Source organism: Desulfobacterales bacterium (assembly GCA_030066985.1).
Taxonomy (GTDB): Bacteria; Desulfobacterota; Desulfobacteria; order Desulfobacterales; family JAHEIW01; genus JAHEIW01.
This window is the reverse complement of the sequence record JASJAN010000030.1, coordinates 1-23,000: the sequence shown is the minus strand read 5'-3', so window position 1 is coordinate 23,000 and position 23,000 is coordinate 1. Positions and strand designations below refer to the sequence as shown.

At 48.8% G+C, this 23,000-nt stretch carries 20 protein-coding genes; 9 read left to right on the top strand and 11 right to left on the bottom strand.

All coding sequences use genetic code 11. The features are described from left to right. Positions 1-148 precede the first annotated feature (148 nt). Complete coding sequence (locus tag QNJ26_15400) at positions 149-1,921, top strand: adenylate/guanylate cyclase domain-containing protein (GenBank protein MDJ0986924.1); 1,773 nt, start codon at positions 149-151, stop codon at positions 1,919-1,921. A 44-nt stretch (positions 1,922-1,965) separates the two neighbouring features. On the opposite strand, the gene QNJ26_15395 is transcribed toward QNJ26_15400, so the two are convergent. Genes QNJ26_15395 through QNJ26_15385 form a run of 3 tightly spaced genes read right to left on the bottom strand, consistent with a single transcriptional unit; the run spans position 1,966 to position 3,818 of the window. Then, a complete protein-coding gene (locus QNJ26_15395) occupies positions 1,966-2,238 on the bottom strand; it encodes a hypothetical protein (protein MDJ0986923.1) in 273 nt (90 codons plus the stop codon). 6 nt (positions 2,239-2,244) lie between these two features. Continuing rightward, the gene (locus QNJ26_15390; GenBank protein ID MDJ0986922.1) at positions 2,245-3,303 is read right to left on the bottom strand and encodes an ATP-binding protein; all 1,059 of its coding nucleotides are present in this window, start codon (positions 3,301-3,303) and stop codon (positions 2,245-2,247) included. Between the two features lie 26 nt (positions 3,304-3,329). Next, the gene (locus QNJ26_15385; protein MDJ0986921.1) at positions 3,330-3,818 is read right to left on the bottom strand and encodes a universal stress protein; all 489 of its coding nucleotides are present in this window, start codon (positions 3,816-3,818) and stop codon (positions 3,330-3,332) included. Between the two features lie 911 nt (positions 3,819-4,729). Between QNJ26_15385 and QNJ26_15380 the strand changes: the two genes are divergently transcribed. Further along, positions 4,730-5,638, top strand: a complete 909-nt coding sequence (locus tag QNJ26_15380) for a DMT family transporter (GenBank protein MDJ0986920.1) — start codon at positions 4,730-4,732, stop codon at positions 5,636-5,638. Between the two features lie 285 nt (positions 5,639-5,923). Here QNJ26_15380 and QNJ26_15375 read toward each other — a convergent pair whose 3' ends face one another. The 5 genes from QNJ26_15375 to QNJ26_15355 all read right to left on the bottom strand — a co-directional run bounded on the left by QNJ26_15375 (position 5,924) and on the right by QNJ26_15355 (position 10,145). Then, positions 5,924-7,183, bottom strand: a complete 1,260-nt coding sequence (locus tag QNJ26_15375) for a TRAP transporter large permease subunit (GenBank protein MDJ0986919.1) — start codon at positions 7,181-7,183, stop codon at positions 5,924-5,926. Beyond that, positions 7,180-7,695 (bottom strand): TRAP transporter small permease, encoded by a 516-nt coding sequence (locus QNJ26_15370; GenBank protein ID MDJ0986918.1) that lies wholly within the window; start codon positions 7,693-7,695, stop codon positions 7,180-7,182. Before QNJ26_15370 ends, QNJ26_15375 begins: the two co-directional genes overlap by 4 nt. Continuing rightward, positions 7,695-8,717, bottom strand: a complete 1,023-nt coding sequence (gene dctP / locus QNJ26_15365; protein ID MDJ0986917.1) for a TRAP transporter substrate-binding protein DctP — start codon at positions 8,715-8,717, stop codon at positions 7,695-7,697. Before dctP ends, QNJ26_15370 begins: the two co-directional genes overlap by 1 nt. Positions 8,718-8,728: 11 nt before the next feature. After that, positions 8,729-9,607 carry a TRAP transporter TatT component family protein gene (locus tag QNJ26_15360; protein ID MDJ0986916.1) on the bottom strand — a complete coding sequence of 293 codons (879 nt, stop codon included), beginning with the start codon at positions 9,605-9,607 and terminating at the stop codon, positions 8,729-8,731. Between the two features lie 331 nt (positions 9,608-9,938). Continuing rightward, entirely contained in the window at positions 9,939-10,145 is a 207-nt protein-coding gene (locus QNJ26_15355; GenBank protein ID MDJ0986915.1) for a hypothetical protein, read from the bottom strand. A 421-nt stretch (positions 10,146-10,566) separates the two neighbouring features. Here QNJ26_15355 and QNJ26_15350 point away from each other — a divergent pair, with 421 nt between their 5' ends. Both QNJ26_15350 and QNJ26_15345 read left to right on the top strand, forming a co-directional pair. Beyond that, a complete protein-coding gene (locus QNJ26_15350; GenBank protein ID MDJ0986914.1) occupies positions 10,567-11,772 on the top strand; it encodes a M48 family metalloprotease in 1,206 nt (401 codons plus the stop codon). After that, positions 11,772-12,326, top strand: a complete 555-nt coding sequence (locus tag QNJ26_15345; protein MDJ0986913.1) for a hypothetical protein — start codon at positions 11,772-11,774, stop codon at positions 12,324-12,326. The genes QNJ26_15350 and QNJ26_15345 overlap by 1 nt, the downstream gene beginning before the upstream one ends. Before the next feature lie 74 nt (positions 12,327-12,400). Here the strand turns inward: QNJ26_15345 and repC are convergent, their stop codons facing one another. Beyond that, complete coding sequence (repC, locus tag QNJ26_15340; GenBank protein MDJ0986912.1) at positions 12,401-13,366, bottom strand: replication protein C, IncQ-type; 966 nt, start codon at positions 13,364-13,366, stop codon at positions 12,401-12,403. Positions 13,367-13,775: 409 nt separating this feature from the next. Here repC and QNJ26_15335 point away from each other — a divergent pair, with 409 nt between their 5' ends. Next, positions 13,776-14,759, top strand: a complete 984-nt coding sequence (locus tag QNJ26_15335) for a histone deacetylase (protein MDJ0986911.1) — start codon at positions 13,776-13,778, stop codon at positions 14,757-14,759. Positions 14,760-15,067: 308 nt separating this feature from the next. Here QNJ26_15335 and QNJ26_15330 read toward each other — a convergent pair whose 3' ends face one another. After that, positions 15,068-17,305, bottom strand: a complete 2,238-nt coding sequence (locus tag QNJ26_15330; protein ID MDJ0986910.1) for a thioredoxin domain-containing protein — start codon at positions 17,303-17,305, stop codon at positions 15,068-15,070. Between the two features lie 158 nt (positions 17,306-17,463). Between QNJ26_15330 and QNJ26_15325 the strand changes: the two genes are divergently transcribed. The 4 genes from QNJ26_15325 (at position 17,464) to QNJ26_15310 (ending at position 20,822) form a co-directional block, all read left to right on the top strand. Beyond that, positions 17,464-18,456, top strand: coding sequence for a bile acid:sodium symporter (locus tag QNJ26_15325; protein MDJ0986909.1), 993 nt, complete (start codon positions 17,464-17,466; stop codon positions 18,454-18,456). Between the two features lie 157 nt (positions 18,457-18,613). Further along, on the top strand, positions 18,614-18,808 hold the full coding sequence (locus QNJ26_15320; protein MDJ0986908.1) for a hypothetical protein: 195 nt from the start codon (positions 18,614-18,616) through the stop codon (positions 18,806-18,808). A gap of 5 nt (positions 18,809-18,813) precedes the next feature. Continuing rightward, positions 18,814-19,350: a hypothetical protein gene (locus QNJ26_15315; protein MDJ0986907.1), complete on the top strand. Its 537-nt coding sequence runs from the start codon at positions 18,814-18,816 to the stop codon at positions 19,348-19,350. Between the two features lie 341 nt (positions 19,351-19,691). Next, positions 19,692-20,822, top strand: coding sequence for a hypothetical protein (locus QNJ26_15310; GenBank protein MDJ0986906.1), 1,131 nt, complete (start codon positions 19,692-19,694; stop codon positions 20,820-20,822). A 343-nt stretch (positions 20,823-21,165) separates the two neighbouring features. Here QNJ26_15310 and QNJ26_15305 read toward each other — a convergent pair whose 3' ends face one another. Next, entirely contained in the window at positions 21,166-22,269 is a 1,104-nt protein-coding gene (locus QNJ26_15305) for a 4Fe-4S binding protein (GenBank protein ID MDJ0986905.1), read from the bottom strand. Positions 22,270-23,000 lie beyond the last annotated feature (731 nt).

Genomic DNA, 23,000 nt, shown 5'->3' with positions numbered 1-23,000 from the left:
GGACTCGGCTTACGGCAACCTGCCCTCCGTACCCGCTTAGGGTATTGACATTTGAATTTGTTCAGACGTATGTGTTATCCAAGAAGCGCTTAAGCCTTCTCATTGCCATTCCCCCGCATATGTTTCTTTTAGCTGAGGCGTATCTAAAATGACCCAAGATGAACTCAAACACCGTCTGGCGGCTATTATCAGCGCCGATGTGGTTGGTTACAGCCGTCTGATGGCCGAAGATGAACTCGCCACTGTACGGACCCTGGCTGCCTGGCGGGAAAAAATTTCTGTGATTGTTGATGCCCATCAAGGCCGGGTGGTTGATTTTGTCGGCGATAATATGCTGGCCGAGTTTCAAAGTGCTATCGATGCGGTGGATGCGGCCATGGAAATTCAACAAACCCTGGCCCAACTGAATGCGCAAATTGATACCCATCGGCAAATGAACCTGCGCATCGGCATCAACATTGGCGATGTTCTGGTAGATGGGGATCTTATCTATGGTGACGGGGTCAACATCGCCGCCCGACTGGAAAGTCTTGCTGAAACCTGCGGCATCTGTATCTCGGAAGTTGTTTACAGCCAGGTGCACAACAAACGCGAGCATAAGTATGTTGATATGGGGCCCCAGACGCTGAAAAATATTCCCGATGCAGTGCATGTGTACCGGGTGGTCCCCGAGGGGCTTGAAAAACCCCCATTGACTGCGGCGGCTGTAGCGCAGCCCGCCACAACGCCACCGCTTCCAGAAAAGCCTTCGTTGGCCGTCTTGCCATTTGCAAATCTCAGTGCCGACCCCAAGCAAGATTATTTCAGTGACGGATTGACGATGGATGTCATGACTGCTCTGGTTAGAATTCCCGGTCTTTTTCTGATCAGCGAAATTTCGATGTTTAGCTACAAGGCTCAGATCCCTTCCATTGACGAGCTGCGCACCAAATTGGGTGTCAGCCATGTATTGGATGGAGGGGTTCGCAAAGCCGGTGATCGTGTCCGGATCACTGCCCGGCTGGTCGAGACCGCCAGCGGCCGACAGATATGGGCTGAACGGTTTGATCGCAAGATTGACGATATCTTTCTGGTACAGGATGAGATTACCGAACAGATCGTCACCGCCATGGACGTACAGCTGGTGACCGGCGAAGTTGGTCGCAGCATAAGGGAAACCCTTCAAAATCCAGAAGCGCTTGAATGCTATTACCGGGGCTGGGAAGCCCTGTTTGGGTCTACCAGAGAAGATATCCGCGAAGCCCAGCAAATGTTTGAAGAAACCATCCGGCTGGAACCGGAAGCCTCTTTCGGTTATGCCATGGCGGCCTGGTCACACTGGTGGGCGGTCGCGCAGGGACTATGCGATGATGTTTCCGAATCACTGGTGCTGGCGGCTGAGCGGGCCGGCAGGGCCATGGAACTGGATGACTTTACCGGGCTATCGCATCTGGTGATGGCTGAAATCGATCTTTTTAATCGTGATCATGAAAAAGCGCTGGCGGCTGCGGAAGAAGCGGTCATCGCACGACCCAGTTGTGATCTTTCGTTTGTGGCCAAAGCCAATATCTTAATATACCTGGGCCGGGCGGAAGAAGCCATCGGCATGGCTAAATTTGCCATTCGTCTGGCGCCGGTTTGCCCGCCCTTTTTTCAGGCGGTTTTGGCCTCGGCCTACTTCGGCAGCGGCTTATACGACAAAGCCATCGCTGCGGCGACAGAAGCGATCCAGGCCGATGCGAATCATCAGGCTGCTTATCTGATCCTGGCCGCCGCCAATATTGCGCTGGATCGACTGCAAGCCGCCCAAAAAGCCGCTGCTGAAATCAGGCGAATTTCCCCGGATTTTCGTCTCGAAACCTATGCGGCCACCCAGCCTTACAAAGACCCGGCAACACTGAAACAGATCATCGGTGACCTGCAAAAAGCAGGATTAAGGTGATACCTTTTAGGACGTGGTTTAATGCTGCGGCGCTGGGCTGGAATTCAGATATTGGTATTTTTTAATTGACGGTAGACGAGCACCATGCGCCAGATGAATCCCACCATCAAGGCCCCGCTGAACAGAATCATAAAATTGGATGCGAAAAAGGTAAAGATGAAATAAGATGGGTTGTCGAGCTGATAGGCGGAGATTAGCAGCTGGATGCCAAATACCATATAAAAACCGGCGATGACGACCAAGACAACCTGCCGGATCCACCAGTACCGGCTGACCTGAGGCTGCTCCTCAGGGGTCTCATTTTCAGCGTCTTGCATAAAATCCTACGCTTTGAATATGGTGCGAAATAAACTGCCGATTTCAGGTTTGGTAAGGACTTCGATTTTGCCTTTGTGATTTTTAACGATGCGGTCAACGACCATCAATCCCAAACCGGTGCCGCTGTCGCCTTTGTTGGAAAAAAATTCTTCGAACAAATTTTCCTCTGTCGATTTGTCCATTCCACCGGCGTTGTCCTCAACTTCAAACATATAAAAATCTTTATTATAAAATTCAGCCCGGACAAATACCGAGTGCGACGTTTTGCGCTTATCCTGGTCGCAGGCTTCCAGCGCATTCCAAATCAAATTGCTGAGCATGCGGACAATGCTGGGGACATCCATCGTGGTATAGGGCAAGGCTGGATTCAACTGGCTGATCAGCTGGATTTCAAAATTGCCCGCTTTTTCCTGAAAAAGCGCCACTGCGCGACGCGCGATTTCACTGGGTTTGACTTTTTGAAATGTGGGCGGTCGTTCTTTGGCAGAGTACAATATATTCTGGGTGACCCGGGAGATTTCATGGATGTTTTTGCGAACAATTTGCCAGCCCTTGCTGGTTAAGGCCATATCATTGTCTTTGATGCCCTCTTCGATCACATAGGAACCGCCCTCCAAAACCTCCAGCATGTTTTTTAAATCATGGGTTAAAACCGCAAAGGATTGGCCCAGGGTGACCAGCTCTTTTTGCACCTCTTTGATCATATTAACGTTGGTTAGCATCTTGATCACAGCAGTCACATTGCCGGTTAAATTGAACAGAGGCGCCGAGTAAACTATCATTTCATTGGCTGAACCGTCCTTGAGCAGAATGGTTTCTTCGGCAATGTGGACTTTTTTATCGATAAAGCTTTTTTGCACCGGGCATTTGCGGCATTTGTGCTCTGTGCCCTGAAAGACATTATAGCAGGACTTGCCCACCGCATCTCCAAAGTCGTTGCGGAAGGTTTGATTCGCGAAAAGGATATTCAAATCAGCGTCCTGAATCGTTAAATAACAGGGAAGGGCATCCAGCACACTTTTAAATGTTAAATCGTAAAATTGTGAGGTGTCTGATGGGCTCATTTGCAATTCCGTCGGGCGATGGCCGCCTAAATGCCGAAGCTATCGCGTGTGTTCATTTGAATGACGATGACCTGACAGGGTGCGAACTTGGAGACGTTGGCCGCGGTCCGGACGCGGGTGGCGCGGTCCTTTTCCGGTATGCCAAGGGCGCCCAAAATGATGACATCGATCTTGTTTTCTCTGGCATATTGGACAATTTCGATGTCCGGTGTACCGATTTTTACGATGTATTCATAATCATTGATATTATTGCGCAAGACGTCGGTATATTTTTGCTTTAAAGCGCCAATGGTCTGCTGCACGATGTTGTTTTCCGATTCGGATGGTTCTTGCGCATGGCCGGCATCCGATGCCGAATTTGAATCCGAATTGCCGCACGGGTCAGAGGGCATGATCACATGAAAGATATGCAGCTTGGCCTTGTATTTTTTGGCCTGGTCCATTGCATGAACCAGAGCGGATTCAGCATGCTTTGAAAAATCGGTGCAAATCAGGATGTTTTTGTTTTCCGGCATAATCTAATGTGCTTAATCCAGGTGAATGTTTTCTGATAAAAGTCGATCAAAATATGGAATTATAAGCGAATTTAATTATATAATCGGTTGCGGTGTGTCAAGGGCCACCTCAGATGCCGGGGTTGGCGGTTAAGGGGCCAGTATCAGACTGGATCCCTGCAAAAAGGGTTTTTACCACAGGGTTATCCACTACAGTATTAACCGTTTGCCGGGTTGTAAAGGTGATGATGGTGGATTCTGCCGGCTATTGACCGTTGATTTTTGGGTATTATATTTAGTTGGCTGTGGATAATCCTGGTCCTTATCCGCAGCCGGAGGTTAAAACGGTAATGCCATATCGTCAACCTCCATTGTGTGTTGATTCGGGGCGGCCTGCCATATGCGGGGCCGCCCTTTCTTGATTGCATGAAAATTAATGAGAAAGTAAGTTAATATTAAATACAGCAGCTTGTGAAATTTTGAGAGGTAAAGGCAAATACCAAACAGATAAAAAGGATGATGATCAATTTAATCTCATTAATTTTCACCCTTCGGGCGAGCCGGAGACGTCCATCTGCTGCGTTATTCAGGGCCAAACATAGTTGACTATAGCTTGGCCCTGAAATGCCTTGCATATGAAAGCCTCCAACTCGTGCAAAATTTAGGTAATAAGTTGTGCTTTTCAGCGATATTCTGCACATCACCGGTTCCTGTTCTTTTGCAACAATCCCTAATACTCTCAGATCCGCCCGTGCTGGCCGCGGTAATCGCGAACGATCAATCAGGCCGTTCTGTTTGATAAAAACCCCCGACCTCCTATTTAACCAAGATCCACTTGACTTATATCCGATTTTGCATGATACCTGCGAAGCCTGTTGCCCAAGGGGCGGGTTTATATAACCGAAAACGCTTTTCCAGGACGTGCCATTACCATGACATTGCAACATTCCAGCGATCCCGCAAGCCGGTCGTTTAACTGGCGGCCCTATGTGCTGCTGGCCATCGCCCCTTTGTGCTGGGCCGGCAACATTGTTTTAGCCCGGGGAGTGGTTGATATCATTCCCCCCGTCAGTCTTGCTTTTTGGCGCTGGACGGTTGCTTCCCTACTGCTATGGCCTTTTGCGCATCCGCATGCCAAACGGGACTGGCCCCTTTTTGTCCGGCACTGGAAGATGATGCTGTTTTTGTCGCTGGTCGGCATTTCAGGCTTTAATACCCTGCTATACATGGCCGTGCACACTACCACGGCCATCAACGGCGCCCTTATCCAAACCACCATGCCGGCCGTTATTATTTTAATATCGTTGCTGGCGTTTCAAGAGAAGGTCAGCCGGCTGCAAAACCTGGGGGTCGGCTTATGTATCATCGGCGCCGGTCTGGTGGTATTGCGCGGTCAATTATCAACGATTCTGGAAATGTCTTTTGTGCGCGGTGATCTGCTAATGCTGGTGGCTGTTTTGCTGTATGCGCTGTATTCCGCATTTTTGCAACGCCGGCCCTCGATTCACCCGTTCAGCTTCCTGATGTATACCTTTACCCTGGGAGCCCTGGGCTTGCTGCCATTGTATCTGTTGGAGCTAAGATTCAGCCCGGCATTTGCGCTTAGCTTCGAAGTGGCCGCCAGTGTTCTGTACGTGGCCGTTTTTCCGTCAATTGTGGCTTTTTTTTGCTGGAATCGCGGCGTTGAGCTGATCGGCGCCAACCGTGCCGGTCTGTTTATCAATTTAATTCCGGTGTTTGCCTCCATACTGGCCATCGTCTGGCTGGGGGAATCGCTGAGGGCCTTTCATTTGATCGGAATGCTGCTTATCTTTACGGGTATGGTTTTGTTCAATCGGTAATAGAACCCATCTCAAAAATGCATCTAATCCGCCGGAGACGGACCCTTGAGCGTGATCACCTATTTTTGAGATAGGTGCTAGTTTTTCAATTTGAACGTTACCACATTTGGAAATTTCTCGGGAGGTATCATGGTTTCGATTTCATTTGAAGATTCACAGTTTTTAGTCCCTCTTGAAAGCGGTCCCTTATGACCGGCCTCAACTTTTTTGATTCCCGTGATTGGAATTTTAGTGGTGGTATTTTTGGGCAAGTATGGTCCAAGGGCCTATCGATATCTCAGGGGCTTATTTGAGCAATACAAGACTTATCCAGGGGATATAGGTAATCAGGGCTAAGGCCACCAGCAGGATAGCGATAAAGGGCAGTGAGGCCCCGTAGAGCCTTAGCACCGGACGCTCGAAGCGGATACTGGCGATAAAAAGATTGATGCCCAGTGGGGGAATGGATGCGCCGATTTCCAGGTTGGCCAAAAAGATGATGCCCAGGTGAATGGGGTCGATGCCATAGGCCGCCGCAATGGGCGCCAGCAGCGGGACCACCACCACCAGGGCCGAAAAAATTCCCATCGTACAGCCCACCGCCAAAAGAAACAGGTTCAAAACCAGCAAAAACAGAAATTTGCTTTCGATATGGGTCTTGAAAAAATCCAGCAGCTGCATCGGTATTTCAGCATCGATAAGATAGTTGGTCAGACCCATGGCCGCGCCCAGAATGATCAGGATGGCACCCACTAAAACCATGCTTTTGCGCATGATTTCGGGCAAGTCCTTCCAGCGAATATCCCGGTAAACAATCACTTCGACCAGCAACACGTAAACCGCCGTAATGGCGGCCGCCTCACTGACGGCAAATTTGCCGCTGTAGATGCCACCCAGAACCACCACCGGTAAGGGCAATTCCCAGAGCGCCTCCCGCAGGGCCTGCAAAATTTCAGACAGCTTAAAACTGGTTTTGGGCACATCGGCGCGCAGCGCTCGGGTAATACTGAACAAAGACAGCAGCACGACCAGTAAAATGCCGGGCAGGATACCGGCAATAAACAGCTGATCGATTCTGATACCGGCGATGATGGCATAGATGATCAGCGGCAAACTGGGAGGAAACAGCAATCCCAGGGTTCCGGAGGTAGTCAGCAAGCCTAGGGAGAAATTTTCCGGATACCTGGCGCGTGTCATTGCCGGCAGCAAAATGCCGCCCAAAGCAATGATAGTCAAACCGGTAGCTCCGGTCAGGGCAGTAAAAATAGCGCAGCAAATCAGCGCAATCACTGCGATACCGCCGGGCAACCAGCCCAGGATCGCGTTTGACAGACGGATCAATCGTTTGGGTGCGCCGCTTTCTGAAAGCAGGAATCCGGAGAAGGTAAACAGCGGAATGGCCACCAGCACTGGGGTAGTGGCCATGCGGTGCATCTCAATCACAACGGCCGATAGGTCAATGCCGCTGATAAAAAACAGGTAAAGGGCCAGCCCGCAGATCGCCACAAAAACAGGCACCCCCATCAGCATTAAAACTATGGCGGCAAGGATGGCCAGCAGCGTCATGATGGCTTTCCGTGCTTGCTGGGGTTGCCGGATGCAAAGATCAGCGCCAGTTCGAACCAGCAACGCAGGCCAAAGCGCAATGTCATCAATGCGAAGGTGACCGGGATAATGATTTGCGGAACCCAGAGGGGAATTTGCAGAAAGGTGGTACCGCCCATTTGGGCCTCGTTGCTGACAAATGTCCAGCCCGCATAGACCAACAGCGCGCAAACCAGGGTTGAGATCAAGTTGGAGATGGCCTTAAGATACTGATTGCCGCGGCCGGAAAACCATCTTGAAAATATTTCAATGGTGATATGTTTGCCCTCTTTGGTTGCCAGGCTGGCGCCGATAAATCCGACCCACAAGACCAGATAGCGAACCAGGGGGTCGCCCCACGAAATTCCGCTGCTAAAAACGTTGCGCAGTATAATCTGCAAAAACGCCACCAGAATCATCACACTGAGCATGGTGCATAGGGTGAACTTTTCGATACGGCCGAGGGTCTGATCCCATTTTTGCCAGTGCTGCATTATTGATTTTTCTTTCGATAGGTTTTGATGTGGGCATTGACCTCATCCAGGACTTTTTGGGAGAAGGTTTCGCCTTCCAGCCGCTGGATGGCTTTGGCAGATACATCTTTAAACTCCGTCACCTGATTCTCTGTAGGGACAATGATTTTAATGCCCTGCTTGACCATCACCTGCATGGCTTCCTGGTTCTCGCTGCGGATGGTTTGCTTCAGCTGGCTCATGTGGCGCTGCCAGACGTCTATGATGATTTTTTGGTGGGCGGGGGTGATTTTGTTGAACACCTTTTTCTTGATGACCACCGCACCGATTAGATAGATGAGATTGACATCGGTGATGTAGCGGATTTTGGTAAACCATTGTAAGGAAATGGCACCGCTGGGCGGCGCATAAACCACATCTACTAGACCGGTTTGAAGACCCACCAAAACATCGGGCACTGTTAGCGGAATGGCCGAAACATTGGCTTCATCAAAAATGATGCGCGTCATGGGTGCATCTTCCCAGGTCCAGACTTTGAGTTTTCTGAGATCGGCGAGGGTGGCCACCGGCTGGGTTGACATCAGGTGCACAAACCCCCCCTCGGACCAGCCCAAAAGGACATATTGGTTGTCGTCAAAACCCTTGCGATAAAACCCATCCATCTGGGTTAACACATAGTCAACTTCTTCGTGGGACTTGAAAAGAAACGGTATTTGAAAGACGTCCATTTCGTTAAAAATCGCCGACAGGCCCGCTGACGTCAGGCCCGCTGCATGTATCTGACCAATATGCATTTTGCGCAGCATATCCTTTTCATCTCCCAGCACCCCTCCGGCATAAAACTTACAGCGCACTTGGCCATCGGTTTTTTGTTTGATCTCAGCGTTAATGGCATTAAACGTTTCGATCCACGAACTGCCTTCCGGCGCCAGGGTGGCCAGTTTAATGACTACTGTTTTGGCTACGCTGGGTGTGGGTGAAAACATAAACAAGCACGTGATGATAGCGATGGCGACACGGATCATTGTTACGGGTCGTTGCATGTCTGGATCTCCTAAAATAATTCGTCTGCCTGAGCAAGTAATGATCTGGCTTTTTGCTGGGCCACGGTATTGAGCAACGTTAATTCGGGGACCTTATTGACGGGTGATTCCAGAACCGCCTGAAGGCTGGTCTCAAACAATTGACGGTCTAACGTTTTGCGCGCATACTGGTCGGCAAAAAAGACCCGGGTCATTAAAAAAACATCCTGGCTAAACGCCATGGCTTTTTGAAAATGATCGTGCGCCTTTTCAAGATTGCCACCGGCGATTTGTGGCCTGGAGGCAAACCATATGCCCATAAACAGATGCGGGCCACCATAGTAGAATTGTTCATCAAGAACGAGTACCCGATTCATAAGGGCTTCCACACGGGGCAGTTCCGCCAGGGCAGCGATGGAGCTTGAATTGAGCCGAACCCAGCTTCCCCAGCATGTTGCCGCCCAGAACATATAGGGGACATCTTTTTTGCCCAGAGACTGAACCGCGGTCTCAAATTCGTCAAACGGTTTGGCGACAGGGTCTTTTATACCCCGGATTTTCAGAGCTCTCATGGCATATGTTTTTGCGCGTGCGAATAAAACGCGGGCATATTCCGGATCTTCATCTTCAATAAAGGCGGATGCAAATGAGGCATACACCTGGGCTGCCGTAATCAATAGACGGGCATTGTCCGGTACGGATTCAACCATACCGTCGATCAGCATCAGATAAGCGGGCATTCCTTCGCGGATGACGCGTAAATCAGACTGCTTGTTGGCAGATCTTGAAATATCTTCCAGAAGCGTTGCGGTGGACGCGACAGTCATTTCCTTATTGGAAATACAGGCTGTCGGGATTGTGAGGACAAATATGAGTGCAAGGATCCGGATCCAATTCTGCCTAAAGACCATTGCCGACACCTCGAGCGGTTAAATGATTAGGGTTCAAGGCGTTATATTGCCAACCGCCGCACTTGTCAACCTGCCAGCACCTGATGTGAGGTTCTTTAGTGCAAGATTAGGGACTAAAAAAGGGCGGCCCAGCTAAGCTCATACTGGTTAATTGCCACCCTTTTTTGGATTCAAGAATTTTATAGGTAGACGTCTGAATCAGAATCGCATCGAAGCAAATCCTGCGGCGCCGACAGAAAAAGTTGGGGTGTCGACGAAAATGAAAAGCGCAACCTAGCAGACAAGGAAAGGTTTGATCTCTGCATTTACGATCGCGACGCAGACGCGTTCGTTATTCAGCTGGAATGTAAGGAATTTCTTCTCCCCACCATCCACGATCTGATGACATTGCCACATGTTCGGCTGTCGGATTTTTGTATCCGCCCCAGCTAAATTTCACGTGATCCCAATCTTTGAACGTGGTGTCGTGAGCTAAAAACTCGTCACTGCATCCTGAGAGCAGCAACCCCATGATCAGTAATACTATCAGCTTTTTCATTTTCTTTCCTCCTTTTCTAAAATCTGCCCCCAATGCCCGAATACAGAATTTGGTAATACGCCAATATTAAGCATAATTTATTAAAAGACAACAAAAAAATGAAAAGAAGAGAAAAAAAAGGTGTACTACTTTATATGTAGAAGTATTGTGTAAAATTCCCCACTTCCTCCATCGGTATCGACCGCTTCGATAGCTTGACTATCCCAACGTCTGTGCATGAACAACCTAAAGTTTGCCGCCGTGATGACCGATGATTCTTTCGTGTTCCATCTAAGGCATGGGTTTTGCTCTTTACAGGCCGGCAACACCAATTTTAAATATTTAAGATCGCGCATGTATTCCTTAATATACTGAAATATTTTGAGAAAAATAGATTTTTATCCGGCTTATGTGCTCTGCGATCTGCTTTCTTTAGGCAAAAATGAACACCCGACACAGCAAATTATTCTTTTACCTTTCAGTCTTTTTGGTAATGGCTGCGGCAACTTCTTGTTCCACCCATCCACAAGCCGGTATGTCGCTTGTGCCGGATGCCTTGCTGGCAACTGAAGATGAACAAATGCTCTGGAAAAAATCGGAGCATGAGCAACGCGCACTGGAAAGCAATGGCCTTATCTACTCAGACCCGGAACTTGAGGCCTATTTGAATCAGGTGGTAGTCAAACTAAAGCCCGAAACGGCACCGGCTGAATTGAACCTGCGTGTTAAAGTCATCAAGAATCCGTATCTGAATGCATTTGCCTATCCCAACGGACTGATCTATATCCATACCGGACTGCTGGCCCGCATGGATAATGAAGCGCAGCTGGCCACAGTGCTGGCCCACGAGATGACCCATTGCATCCAGCGGCATGCCCTGCAAGCATTCAGGAAGGTTAAAAGCCAACCGGCGTTTTTAATTGCCGCGCAAAAAACTCTGCTTAAAACAAGAGGTTTGCAGGATCTGGCAAATTCCCTGGGGATGGCCGGGGCGATGGCGGCCGTCAGCGGGTACACACGGGAGCTGGAAGCTGAAGCAGATCGTGTTGGATTCGATTGGGTTTTGCGGGCGGGCTACAACCCCAAAGCAGCGCTGGCCCTATTTGACCAGATGCTTTCGGATATTGCACATGACGGACATGAAGAGCCCTTCTTTTTGGGCAGCCATCCCCAAATTCGGCAGCGAACTGAAAATTTGCAGAATCTGCCCGTGCCTGATATGATAGAGATGTTGGCGTACCCTAAAAGCAACCAATTATTCCTTGCAAAATTGGATCGGTTGCTCTTAGATAATGCACGATCCGATATACGGCTGGGGCGGTTTCAAGTTGCCAGAGCAGCAGTTGAAAAATATCTGCAAATAAAGCCGGATGACACCCGGGCCTATTTCCTGCTCGGAGAAATTCACAGACAGCGCGGAAGTCATAGTGATGCCCAAACAGCGCTTGGCTATTACAGCCAAGCCATTGTGCTGGACCCGAGCTTTGCCGCCCCTCACAAAGCGATCGGACTCATTCATTATAAAAAAGGTCAGCATGCGCTGGCCAAAAAATTTTTCGAGTCGTGCTTGCAGCTTTCTCCCGATTCCCCGGACAAAGCTTACATCCAGGGGTATTTAAAACAATGCACGTTCAAAGAGGAAGGCTAATGAAAAAATTATTGTGGTTTTGTTTATTGATCGGTGTTGTCAGCTGTCTCGCCTGTGCGCATGGCGGCGGGTTCACCCGGCCGGCTTCTTACGGATTTTCTGTCGATATTCCTGAGGGCTGGCGTAAAATTGATAACAATCGCTATCTTTTGGTGACTAAAGAAAATCCCTTTAAACAGTATATCCTGGTGCAAAATCGTCCCATCGGCAAATCGTTTCGCAATACCAAAAAAACAATGCGCATGACCATGCTACCGGAAGAGGCGGCCCAGATCGTTATCGATGAGTTAATATCCGATCAGAATCTGATTAATTTAAAGTTGCTGAACAACTCTCCAGAAACCATTAAGGGATTCGCCGGTTTTAAAATCCTCTACACCTATCAGGATGCGGAAGGCCATAGCTTTAAAACGCTTTATTACGGATTTATCAAAGAAGACACTTTCTTTAACTTGCGCTTTACGGCTTCAGATCAGTTTCATTTTCAAAGAGACATTGGGGGCTTCCGTTATCTGATGAACAGCTTTGAGGTCATCAAGGCAGAAGCGACCTGATCGCCCCGGCGGGTCGCGTCCGATAGTTGGTATAAAGGCTGCATGGCGTGGTTTTTAATTAGCGGCGGTTTTCTTTAATCGATAAAAAATTCAATATCGGAATTGCTCAGAATCTGACCTTCGAATTTGACAGCCGCATCCTTGGTTTTTAACACCCGCACCCGATTATCCCGGGTGATCTCATAGGTTTCCAGGTAGCCTCTTTCCTGCAGTTCCTTTAATCCGATGCGTACCTTTGATTTTAGTTGTTTCATTTCCTGAGCCATATTCAAATTAACGGCCTGGGCCAGACGCGTGATGTCAATTTCCGATTCTGTTTCGTATTGGCCCTGATAGAAACGGTAAAACGCTTTGCTGACATCAGATTTCAAGCGGCTTCTGAATCGCATGTCGATGTTGGTCACAAAACTTTCGGCATACATTTCCAGAAAATAGGGATTGATGATAATTCGGATGCGGCCGCCGGTCTGGTCTTTATCGGCAAAACTCAGGATCGAGCCGGTCAACTCCTTTATCGTTTTTCTTTGTCTCCCTTTGCCACTTAAGAGCTGCATATCGATCCGGGTGCCTGCCAGTCGTTGAATACTCTGCCAGATTTTGGCGCTGTTGGACGGGGTTGGGTCAATGCCTGCAATCCGGGCCAGATCCTTGAGGGAGGTTTCAAAAGCGTCATTTTCAAAGCGGGTCATCAGCATGAGCAGACAAAACAAAATGGTTTCGTCAAAAATGATCAGCAGTTCTCCGACCACTTGCATGCAACCCCACGAGTTGGCATCGCCGGAATCCAGCCGGACGAGTGGCCACTCGGCAGATTTGAATCGACTTTTAAAATGAAACGGTGAAACCCGGGTCAGCATGGTGGGCATGAAACTAAAAAAGCGCTGCACCGGCGGCTGCCGCTGAATATGGGCCTTTACATCATCAGAAGCTTGCTGGATAATCTTTTTGCCGGTTAACTTTTTCGATAGATTGTCGGTTACGCGATTCGCTGGCGACACCATGTCTGATGAGATCGAAAGCTTTTTATCTGCGCCTTGCATTTGTGCCTCCTGTTGATTAAACACAGCCCTCCCCGAGCACGGCGGTGTTCATTCCAAACTAGTGATCAGACAATCGTATGGTTATGGAGTGGCCTTTAAATTTTTAAGCCAGCTCATGGTGTCGCTATTATGGTTGTTGCTTTTTAAGGATGGCCAGGATGGTTGCTGCTATTGTACGGAAAATTCCGCAGATTGTCAAAACAAGGTTGTACTCTCAAAGTTTCGGTATTAGTTTCTTCATGTCGTATACTGAAGTTTTCATATTCAAGCTGCATTTCCCTTAACTAGGTGTCAGGTGTCAGCAATACGAACCTGATGAAACTCATCAGATTCCGATTGCCGTCTCTTTCTGAAACCTGACACCCGACACCTGAACACTATCAAAGATATGATCATCTATGACCCAAATATGAAAGAAGGCCTGGTGGAATTCGGTATTGAAATTCCACTGTCGCGCAGCCGGGCGGCCACAACCTTTGCCAAATTAGAGCGTGACCCGGTTTTGGCACCCAAGGTCGATCTGTGGCATATTGGCCGGATTAACGAAACCATCACCCGCAGTGATCTGTTGCGCGCGCATTCCGCTGAATATGTAAAGCGCTTATATTCGGACCAGCTTGAAGAAGAAATCATCAAGACTTTTGAATTAATCGATGAAAACGGCCGTTACTATCGCTACAACCCGGACAATGCCACCTATCCGTTAATCCGTTTATTTGATCGTCTTTTGCTTAAAGTGGCGGGGACCGTCCAATGCTGCCGGGAGGCCCTTGAAAAAAATTTTTGTTTCGTTTTTGGCGGCGGCATGCATCACGCGAAACGCGAATTTGGCGCCGGTTTTTGCCTGGTGAATGATATTGTGGTCGCCCTGCGCAAACTGCAGTCTGAAAATTTAATCCGTACGGCCTGGGTGATCGATCTGGATGCACACAAAGGGGATGGTACGGCCGTTTTAACCGAAGAAGACAGCTCGATCACCACCCTTAGTATTCACATGGCCAACGGCTGGCCGCTGGATGGTGACGCTTACGATAGTCAGGGCAGGCTCAATCCCTCTTTTGTTCCCAGCGATATTGATATCGGCGTCGCCGCCGGAGAGGAGCACACCTACGTCGCCAGACTGCAAGAGGGGCTTGATAAACTGGGCAGTATCGGGCCGCCGGATCTGGCCCTTGTTTTAGCTGGATCCGATCCGTTTGAAAAAGACGAGCTGCCGTCGACCGCTGAGCTGAAACTAACCCTGGCGCAGTTAAAGGAAAGAGATCAGCTGGTCTATCATTTTCTAAAATCCCAGCATATCCCACGGGCATATGTGGCCGCCGGCGGCTACGGTGAGAACGCCTGGGAGGTGGATTGGCAATTCCTTCAATGGGCCCTCCCCGACAATCTCTAAAAGTGGTTTCTAAATCCTCATTGCACTAAAAATTTTACCGCAGAGACGCAGAGGGCGCAGAGAGAAAGTATCTTTGCCTTGTCGCTGAGACGCCGACAAGGCAAAACATCTCAATCCTTCGGATTATCAAAAACCTACATCTTGATATATTTACCTCTATCTCTAATGCACCAAGAAGAATTCTTAAATGGATTGGTATTGGTATGATAGGTGCCGCAGGCAGATTGTTTTTTGCTTTCCGTCTTCTCAACGGAAAGCAAAATAAAAAATTTTCTCTGCGAACTCTGCGTTTTTACGGTGAACAACTTTCATTTTTCTTTTGACTGCTGTAGGTTGGCGAGCATCTGTGAAATGTCGGTGGTAGGCAGTTTGCACACAAAGTTGGTGCAGACATAGGCGGTGGCGCGGCCATCTCTAGCGGTCATAAATTCGGTGTACGGTGCCAGACGAATGATGTCAGCAGCCGCTTTTTTGTCGGCTGGACGCAGTAAAACTACCTTGCCGGGCACAAACGGCTTGCGTAATGCCGCCAGCATGGTTCGCGTGTCTTTGGCTCCGGGGCGGCCGACGATGACCACTTCATAATTTGGATTCAGCGCGTACTGCAAGGCCACCATCAGCTGGGTATGGCCCGCCGGGTATTGATTGGCCGATCCGGCAAAAGCGCGGCCGATCGCTTCGGCTTTGGCTAAATATTCCTGCCGGCCGGTCATATGGCCCAGGCGCAGTAAATTCAGCGTGGCCACCGAGTTGCCCGATGGCAGGGCGCCGTCATAGATGTCTTTGCTGCGAATCAACAATTTTTCGCTATCGTCAGCCGTCATAAACAACCCCCCGCCGTTATCATCCCAAAAATGGGTGAGCATTTTATCGTTGAGGCGGATGGCTTCTTGCAGATAAGTTGCCTCCAAAGTGGCTTCGTAAAGTTCCAAAAAGCCCCAGACCGTAAAGGCATAATCATCCAAATGCGCCGGCAGGCCGGCATTGCCGTTACGGTAGCGTTTGACGAGACGGCCATTTTCTGCGCGCAACTTGCGCAGCAAAAAATCTGCGGCCTTGACTGCCGCAGCAGTGTAACGGGGCTCGTTTAAAACCGAACCGGCTTTGGACAGCGCAACGATCATTAACCCGTTCCAATCGGTAAGGATCTTATCGTCTTTAAAGGGATGAATGCGCTGCTGGCGCTTTTTAAACAGCAGTATGCGGTTTTTTTCCAGCTGCCGGCGCAATTGTTTTTCAGGCAGGCCCAGTTCCCCGGCCAACTCCGGCAGCTGCTGCTGTAGGTGTAATATATTTTTTCCGGCGGCATGCTCGGTCTCCGGAGAAGTGAAGTTGCCATCGGCAGCCACATTATAAATTTTGCCAAAAGTCTTGGTTTTTTCTTTGCCGATGACTTCTTGGATCTGCGGCAGGGTCCATAAATAAAACTTGCCCTCAATCCCTTCGCTGTCCGCATCTTCCGCGCTGTAAAATCCGCCTTCAGATGACGTCAGATCGCGTAGAATATAGGTCAAAATTTCATTAGCGGTCTGGGCGTAAAACGCTTTTTGGGTTGCCTGGTAGGTCTCGGTATAGGCGATCGCCAGCAGGGCCTGGTCGTAGAGCATTTTTTCAAAATGAGGCACTAACCATTGCCGGTCGGTTGAATAGCGGTGGAAACCAAAGCCGACATGATCGTAAATTCCGCCCAGCCGCATGCGGGTCAGTGTTTTTTCTACCATGGCCAGTGCCTGGCGGTCCTGAGCGTGGTAATACTGTCGGAGCAAGAAGGCAAATACGTGCGGTGTCGGGAATTTGGGCGCCGGTCCGAAACCGCCGAAATCGACATCATATAACTCATTTAGTGTACTACGGGCGTTGTCGATGATGGATTTGTCAAGGGCGCTATCGTTATCAGGGGTGCGTCGGGAGGCGATGAATTCGGTAATCTGATCGGCGCTTTTTAAAATGTTTTGTTGATCATTTTGCCAGAGGTCAGCCACCTTGGGCAACAGCTCCATTAACCCGGTGGTCCCCCAGCGGGTATTTTTGGGGAAATAAGTGCCTGCAAAAAAAGGTTTTCGCTCGGGCGTTAAAAAAACCGTATTGGGCCAGCCCCCCCGGCCGGTCATGGTCTGGGTAACGGTCATATAGACCTGATCGATATCCGGGCGCTCTTCGCGGTCCACCTTGATGGCAACGAAATAGCGGTTTAACAGAGCGGCCACCTCGGCATCCGAAAAGGATTCGCGCTCCATTACATGGCACCAGTGGCAGGTGGAATATCCGACGGATAAAAAGATGGGCTTGTTTTCTTTTTTGGCCTTGGCAAAGGCCTCCTCGCCCCAGGGGTACCAGTCGATTGGATTGGTGGCATGCTGCAGCAGATAAGGGCTGGATTCGTTGATTAAGCGGTTATGTTTAACATTTTTTTTGAGGGAGTGGTCATCACCTGCTTCCGCACCGTTGATACTCACGAATCCCTGTAGCCATATGATCCCCAGTATGGTAAACAACATCGCCGGGAATACGACTTTAGGCATTCTTTTGAACCACTTCGATTTCACGGTAATCTCCAAGACAAACGATGATCTGATCAAGTCTCCAAATTTTAACGAAAGCCCGTATCTAGAGACTAACCACTCAAATGACAAAAACAAGCAAGGTGTCATGAAACGCCCATTGGATAAAAAACCGATTTGCAGCTCATAAAAGGATAACATCAATGTGGAAATATCTAACTCTGATCAACAAAAACCTGATCATCGCCATTCCACTGATGATGGCTGCCGGATTTGTTTTTGGAATTTTGTTTGAGGCAGCATTTCTGAAAAATCTGATCATTCCGTTCACTTTCCTGATGGTATATCCAATGATGGTTACGCTGAAAATCAAGAAGGTGTTTGAGGGAGGCGATATTAAAACCCAGGTGCTGACCCAGTGTATCAACTTCGGAGTTGTTCCCTTTGTCGCATTCGGACTCGGAGTTTTGTTTTTCAAAAACCAGCCTTTCATGGCACTTGGTCTCCTTCTGGCAGGACTTGTGCCGACCAGCGGTATGACCATATCCTGGACAGGTTTTGCAAAAGGAAATGTAGCGGCTGCGGTCAAAATGACAGTGATCGGTTTGACACTCGGCTCAATTGCAACGCCTTTTTACGTCAAATTCCTGATGGGCGCCAACCTTGACGTGAATATTGCGGCAGTTATGAAGCAGATCGTACTGATTGTGTTCCTGCCCATGATTGCCGGATACCTTACCCAGCAGCGCCTTGTGAAAAAGGTCGGCGTTAAAGAATTTCAGCAGCGATATGCACCCCGTTTCCCCGCGCTTTCAACCATCGGCGTCGTCGGGATTGTTTTTATCGCCATTGCCCTGAAAGCCAGGGGAATTGCCAGTTCACCCAATATGCTATTTTACATCCTGATTCCGCTTTCACTGATTTATACCGCCAACTATATCCTCAGTACAACCGTTGGTAAGTGGCTTCTTTCCAGAGAAGACGCCATTGCCCTGGTTTACGGCTCGGTGATGCGAAATCTCTCCATTGCGCTTGCAATTGCCATAAATGCTTTTGGAGCACAGGGTTCAAGTGCCGCCCTGGTTATTGCCATTGCCTACATTATTCAAGTGCAGTCTGCGGCCTGGTATGTGAAATTGACTGACACCATATTTGGCAAAGCCCCTGATGCACAGGGGGCTTTTAAAAATGAATAAAATAGCGCGTCACAATGGCCCGGCACTACTCCTTTAAGCGCTGCCCCTTGCGCCAGGGTTTCTGGCTCTTTTTGATTTTTGCCATCATTAGCATCCAGGCTTATTAGCCTTCATCTTTGGCTACATCCAATTGCTTTCTTGCGAATATATTAAATTTATGGCCAACCCGCGTCACAAGCGTTCTAAGCTGGTGGCATTGTCCGATCGCGGCCGCAATGCTTTTCGACAGGCCCGCAGGAATGAAAATAAAATCATCGAGCAGGCCTTGCCGGGTATTGATCCGCAAAAGGCTATCGAAGCCCATAAATTGCTGGCAAGCATCCGGACAGCTATAGATAAAGGAAAGGAGTAGCGCTTTTGGAAACGTTTACCGAGCTTAAAGAATTCGTGGAAAACCCGGGCTATTCTAAGCAAAGGCAGCGCGCTCTGGCCGGTCTCAGCGATGGAATGATTGATGCCCCCATCATCGATCTTATTAACGGCTTTAACAGCCTACCTTATTGTTTTACCATCCAATGCTGCTATGGGCATTTCATATATAACCCGCAACAGGATCGATATAACTGTGATCCTTTGCCAAAAAGCGACCCGATAGAAACGGTGAAATACCGAATCGCATACATTTGTTTTTGTATTGAAAACAATGATTCGGGCAGGGGGCTGCTGGAGGCGTTTAAGGAAATGACGGCTATCGATCCTGATTACATTCAATTTTGCTGTGCCGAATGGTTTTGGAAAAGACAGGTCAATTCTTATGCGTTGCAGGTTGAACCCGATCGCTTCAAATATCAAGATACGGCCCAACTCAATTACAGGGAAGCATTACACGTAGAAAAAACCCGCAACGCGTTTATCGGTCAGCTGCATGAGTTACTTCAAAAACAGTCGCTTTAGTAGGTAATCTACGCAAATACCCATCTTTGATAAAAATCTGACAAACTGCAGATACCATTTCTGTATCTGAAATATGATCGAATTTTTATATTTTATGATATCACAGATTTTATAAGGTATGACTTTTTGAAGATTATCTTAATTCAAAAAGTATTTGGTTTTCGCCTTGATCGTGATATTACCGGCTACTACTGCGGTTGCATAGTTCACTGGGCCGTCGTAAAAAGGCTTTTATAATTCGTTACAGCCTAACACTAAACAGGCTGTCGCTTGAATTAATATAAAAACGTTATACCGGTATCTTATTTGGTTACACGATGATCGCTCTCATGCATAAATATATGGACAGACTTCGTCTTCTTTTTATGGCAAGCATTGCCATTATCATTCTTGGCTGCGGCACCTGGGTGGACTATCGCGACTCCAGCGGTGCAGGCAAAGCAAACACAGAGGTGGCCATATTCAAGGCGCATTTGGAGGATACACGCCGGATCGTCAGCGCCTCTGATGAACGCGTAGAATATGAGTACGATCCAGCGCAGAAGCCAACGCTGGGTTTCGCCGCACATCCACGAATAAGATTGCAACCCGGTCAGTACACCATTACAGCTGAAACGTGGCCATTCGGTTCGCGGTATGAATTCAAAGTCAATTTAGAGGCAGGACACGTGTACAAAGTCCAAACCGCCTTGTGTTCGTTGGAATGTATTGCGGCCGGCAAACCCTATCGGCATGACAGGTGGATTCAGGATATCACGGCGCGTAAACGAATATCAGACGTCGTATTCGAGTGCTATTCGAAAAAGAAGAGGCAGGGAGAGAGGCAAAAAGTACCGTGTCCGGTTGAAGAAGAAACCCGTGACACCGGTGATGCAGACAAAGCCAGCGCAGCAGCGACCAAAGCTGAAGAGAACACTCGCGACGCCGGTGATGCAGGCAAAACCAGCGCAGCGGCGGTCAAATCCGAAGAAGGCACTCGCGACGCCGGTGATGCGGACAAGGCCAGTGCGGTGGTGGACAAATCCGAAGAAGACACCCGCGGCGCCGGTGATGCAGGCGAAGTAAACGCAGAGGTGGCCATATTCAATGTGCATCAGGATAATACACGCCAGATCGTTAGCGCTTCTGACGGACGCATAGAATACCATTACAATCAAAAGCTGAAGCGAACTAAGCAGAAGGACCCACATATACCGATACAACTGGTACCCGACCAGTACACAATTACTGTTAAAACCTGGCCATTCGGTACGTTGTATGAATTCGAAGTCGATCTAAAGGCGGGACACACATATGTACTCGAAACCGACTTGTGTGCGTTTGATTGTATTTCGACCGGCGAACCCTATCGGCATGACAGGTGGATTCAGGACCTCACGATAGGTGACCGTATATCAGACATCGTATCCGAGTGCTATTTGGGAAAGAAGAGGCGCAGAGACAGACAGAAGGTACCGTGTCCGGACGACTAATATAGTCCATGAATCAATTTTTATCTTTATAATCGGTCAAGATGAGGTTGCCATCAGCAAATCCAACCGGCTCAAGGCCCGCATAAAGGATCAGAGTGACGGGCTTCTTTTATTAATTTAGCAAATCCCGGGACAAAAATATTCGAAAATACCCTCCAAAAAAATTATGAATAAAGAGCGTGTAACGAAAAATTAGCGCTACCTATAACGCATTACTCTTCAAACCTACTATACTCATTCCTCATTTTACCGCGGCGACTTGTGGGGTCGACTTGTCGCGGCGGAGTTCGTCAGAGCGGAGACGGGCTTGCCGCGGCGTAGCTCGCCAGAGCGAAGACGGGTCCTACTCCTTTAAGCGCTGCCCCTTGCGCCAGGGTTTCTGGGTCTCTTTGATTTTTGCCATCATCAGCATCCAGGCCTTTTTGTTGTAAACCGGCACCTGGCCGCGGTTGTGCTGGTAAAAGGGGGTGTCTAGCTGGGCGACATGAAAGGAATATTCGGCATTTGAGATGCTGGTCTGCCAGTGACCGGTTAAGCGACCGATGACCGATCCGCCGATAAACAGCAAACAGATGACAAGGGCATACAGGGCCGGCTGTAGGACACCTGATCTTTTGGCAGCGGAAATATAGAGCGTGTTGGGTTCCGGGCAGACCGCCACGCATTTTAAGCAGGCGTGGCATTCATCGGAGAGCACACCGGTGGTTTTGTGGACCTTGATGTCCACCGGACAGCTGCGCGTGCACTGGTGGCACTGGGTGCAGGTGTCTTCGTTGCGGTGGATTTTAAAGATACTGATAAAACTGAGCACACCCAGAAGCGCCCCGTAAGGGCACAGATAACGGCACCAGAAATTGCGAATCAATATGGATAAAACAAACAAGGCCACCAGCACCCAGAAGGCAAAGGCGGAGATGTCTCTGAAAAAGAGCAGCATCTTGATATCGGCTACCATGTTGTAGGGGCTGTAGATAAAATAGTCCAGATCGCGGGCGTTCATCTTGATAATGATGGCCCAGACAAAAAACAACAGCAGCAAATATTTGAGACTGCGCAGCGGGTAGTCCAGCCAGTGAGGCACGCGGACGTCTTTTCTGAAGATAAAGCGATGCAACCGGTTTAAATACTCGGTCAACAGGCCAAAAGGGCACACCCAGCTGCAGAAACCGCGCTTGAGCAAAATGGCGGTCGCCAGGATCACCAAAAAAATGACCAGGCCGGACGGGTGGATGGGATTGAAAATGCCGGTCACCAGCCAGTATTTAAAACTGATCAGAGAGCTGATGGGCAAAAACCCCTCGATGCCCGGCGGCCGAGTGATGGTCGGCAGAATGCCCTCTTCCAACTGGTTGACAAACAGGGTAAACTGCACGCCGATCAAAATGATCATCGCCAGAAAACCATATTGGATGATTTTACGAACGAATTGTATGGGTAAGTTTTTCATATGCTCTTTTAACTATTGAAGGGCTTGAAGCGTTTGCAAAATTAGCCCGCTCCATAAATGATCAGTCCGCCCGGGCGAGGTGCAAACTCATGCATAAGGGGGCCTAGCGAAAGAACAAATCCCGTTTGTATAGCAGTTAATTAAATAAATATTCAACATCGTGCCGCCAAATCATTATGAGACGATAAGTTGTTCTTTCATAACGCCCCCTAATGCATTCAAACAGTGCATCCGCCTTAGGCGTACTGATCATTCATTCCGCTATCATCACGCTTTGGGCAAAATAGACACCGACCCCTCAACTATTTTATTGAGAAGATTCCTGAATTAGGCCGCAGAATAGGGCAAAATGGGTATCAGAGGCTTTGATTTATGTCAAATTGGAGGTTATCTCACTGGTTGCTTTTTCTGGATGGGTTTTTCACCACGAAGCACACGAAGGGGCACGAAGTTGTGTATAATTTATTTTTTCTTGATTTTTGTCCTTCGTGTTCTTCGTGAACTTCGTGGTGGAATCAGGTCTAATGTAATAACTTAGCTTGTTTATTCTTCGATATTACGAAGTTTTATGAAGTTCGGTGGCACACACTACGCCGATGCCGGCGCGGGTCAGGGCGTCGGCGGTCAGATTGGTGGAGCGGTGCTTTTCGATATAATTTTGTTCGAGGGCCGGCATCAATCCCTGGGCTTCGACGTCGCTTTTGGCCATAAAATAATCCAGAATGTCGGAT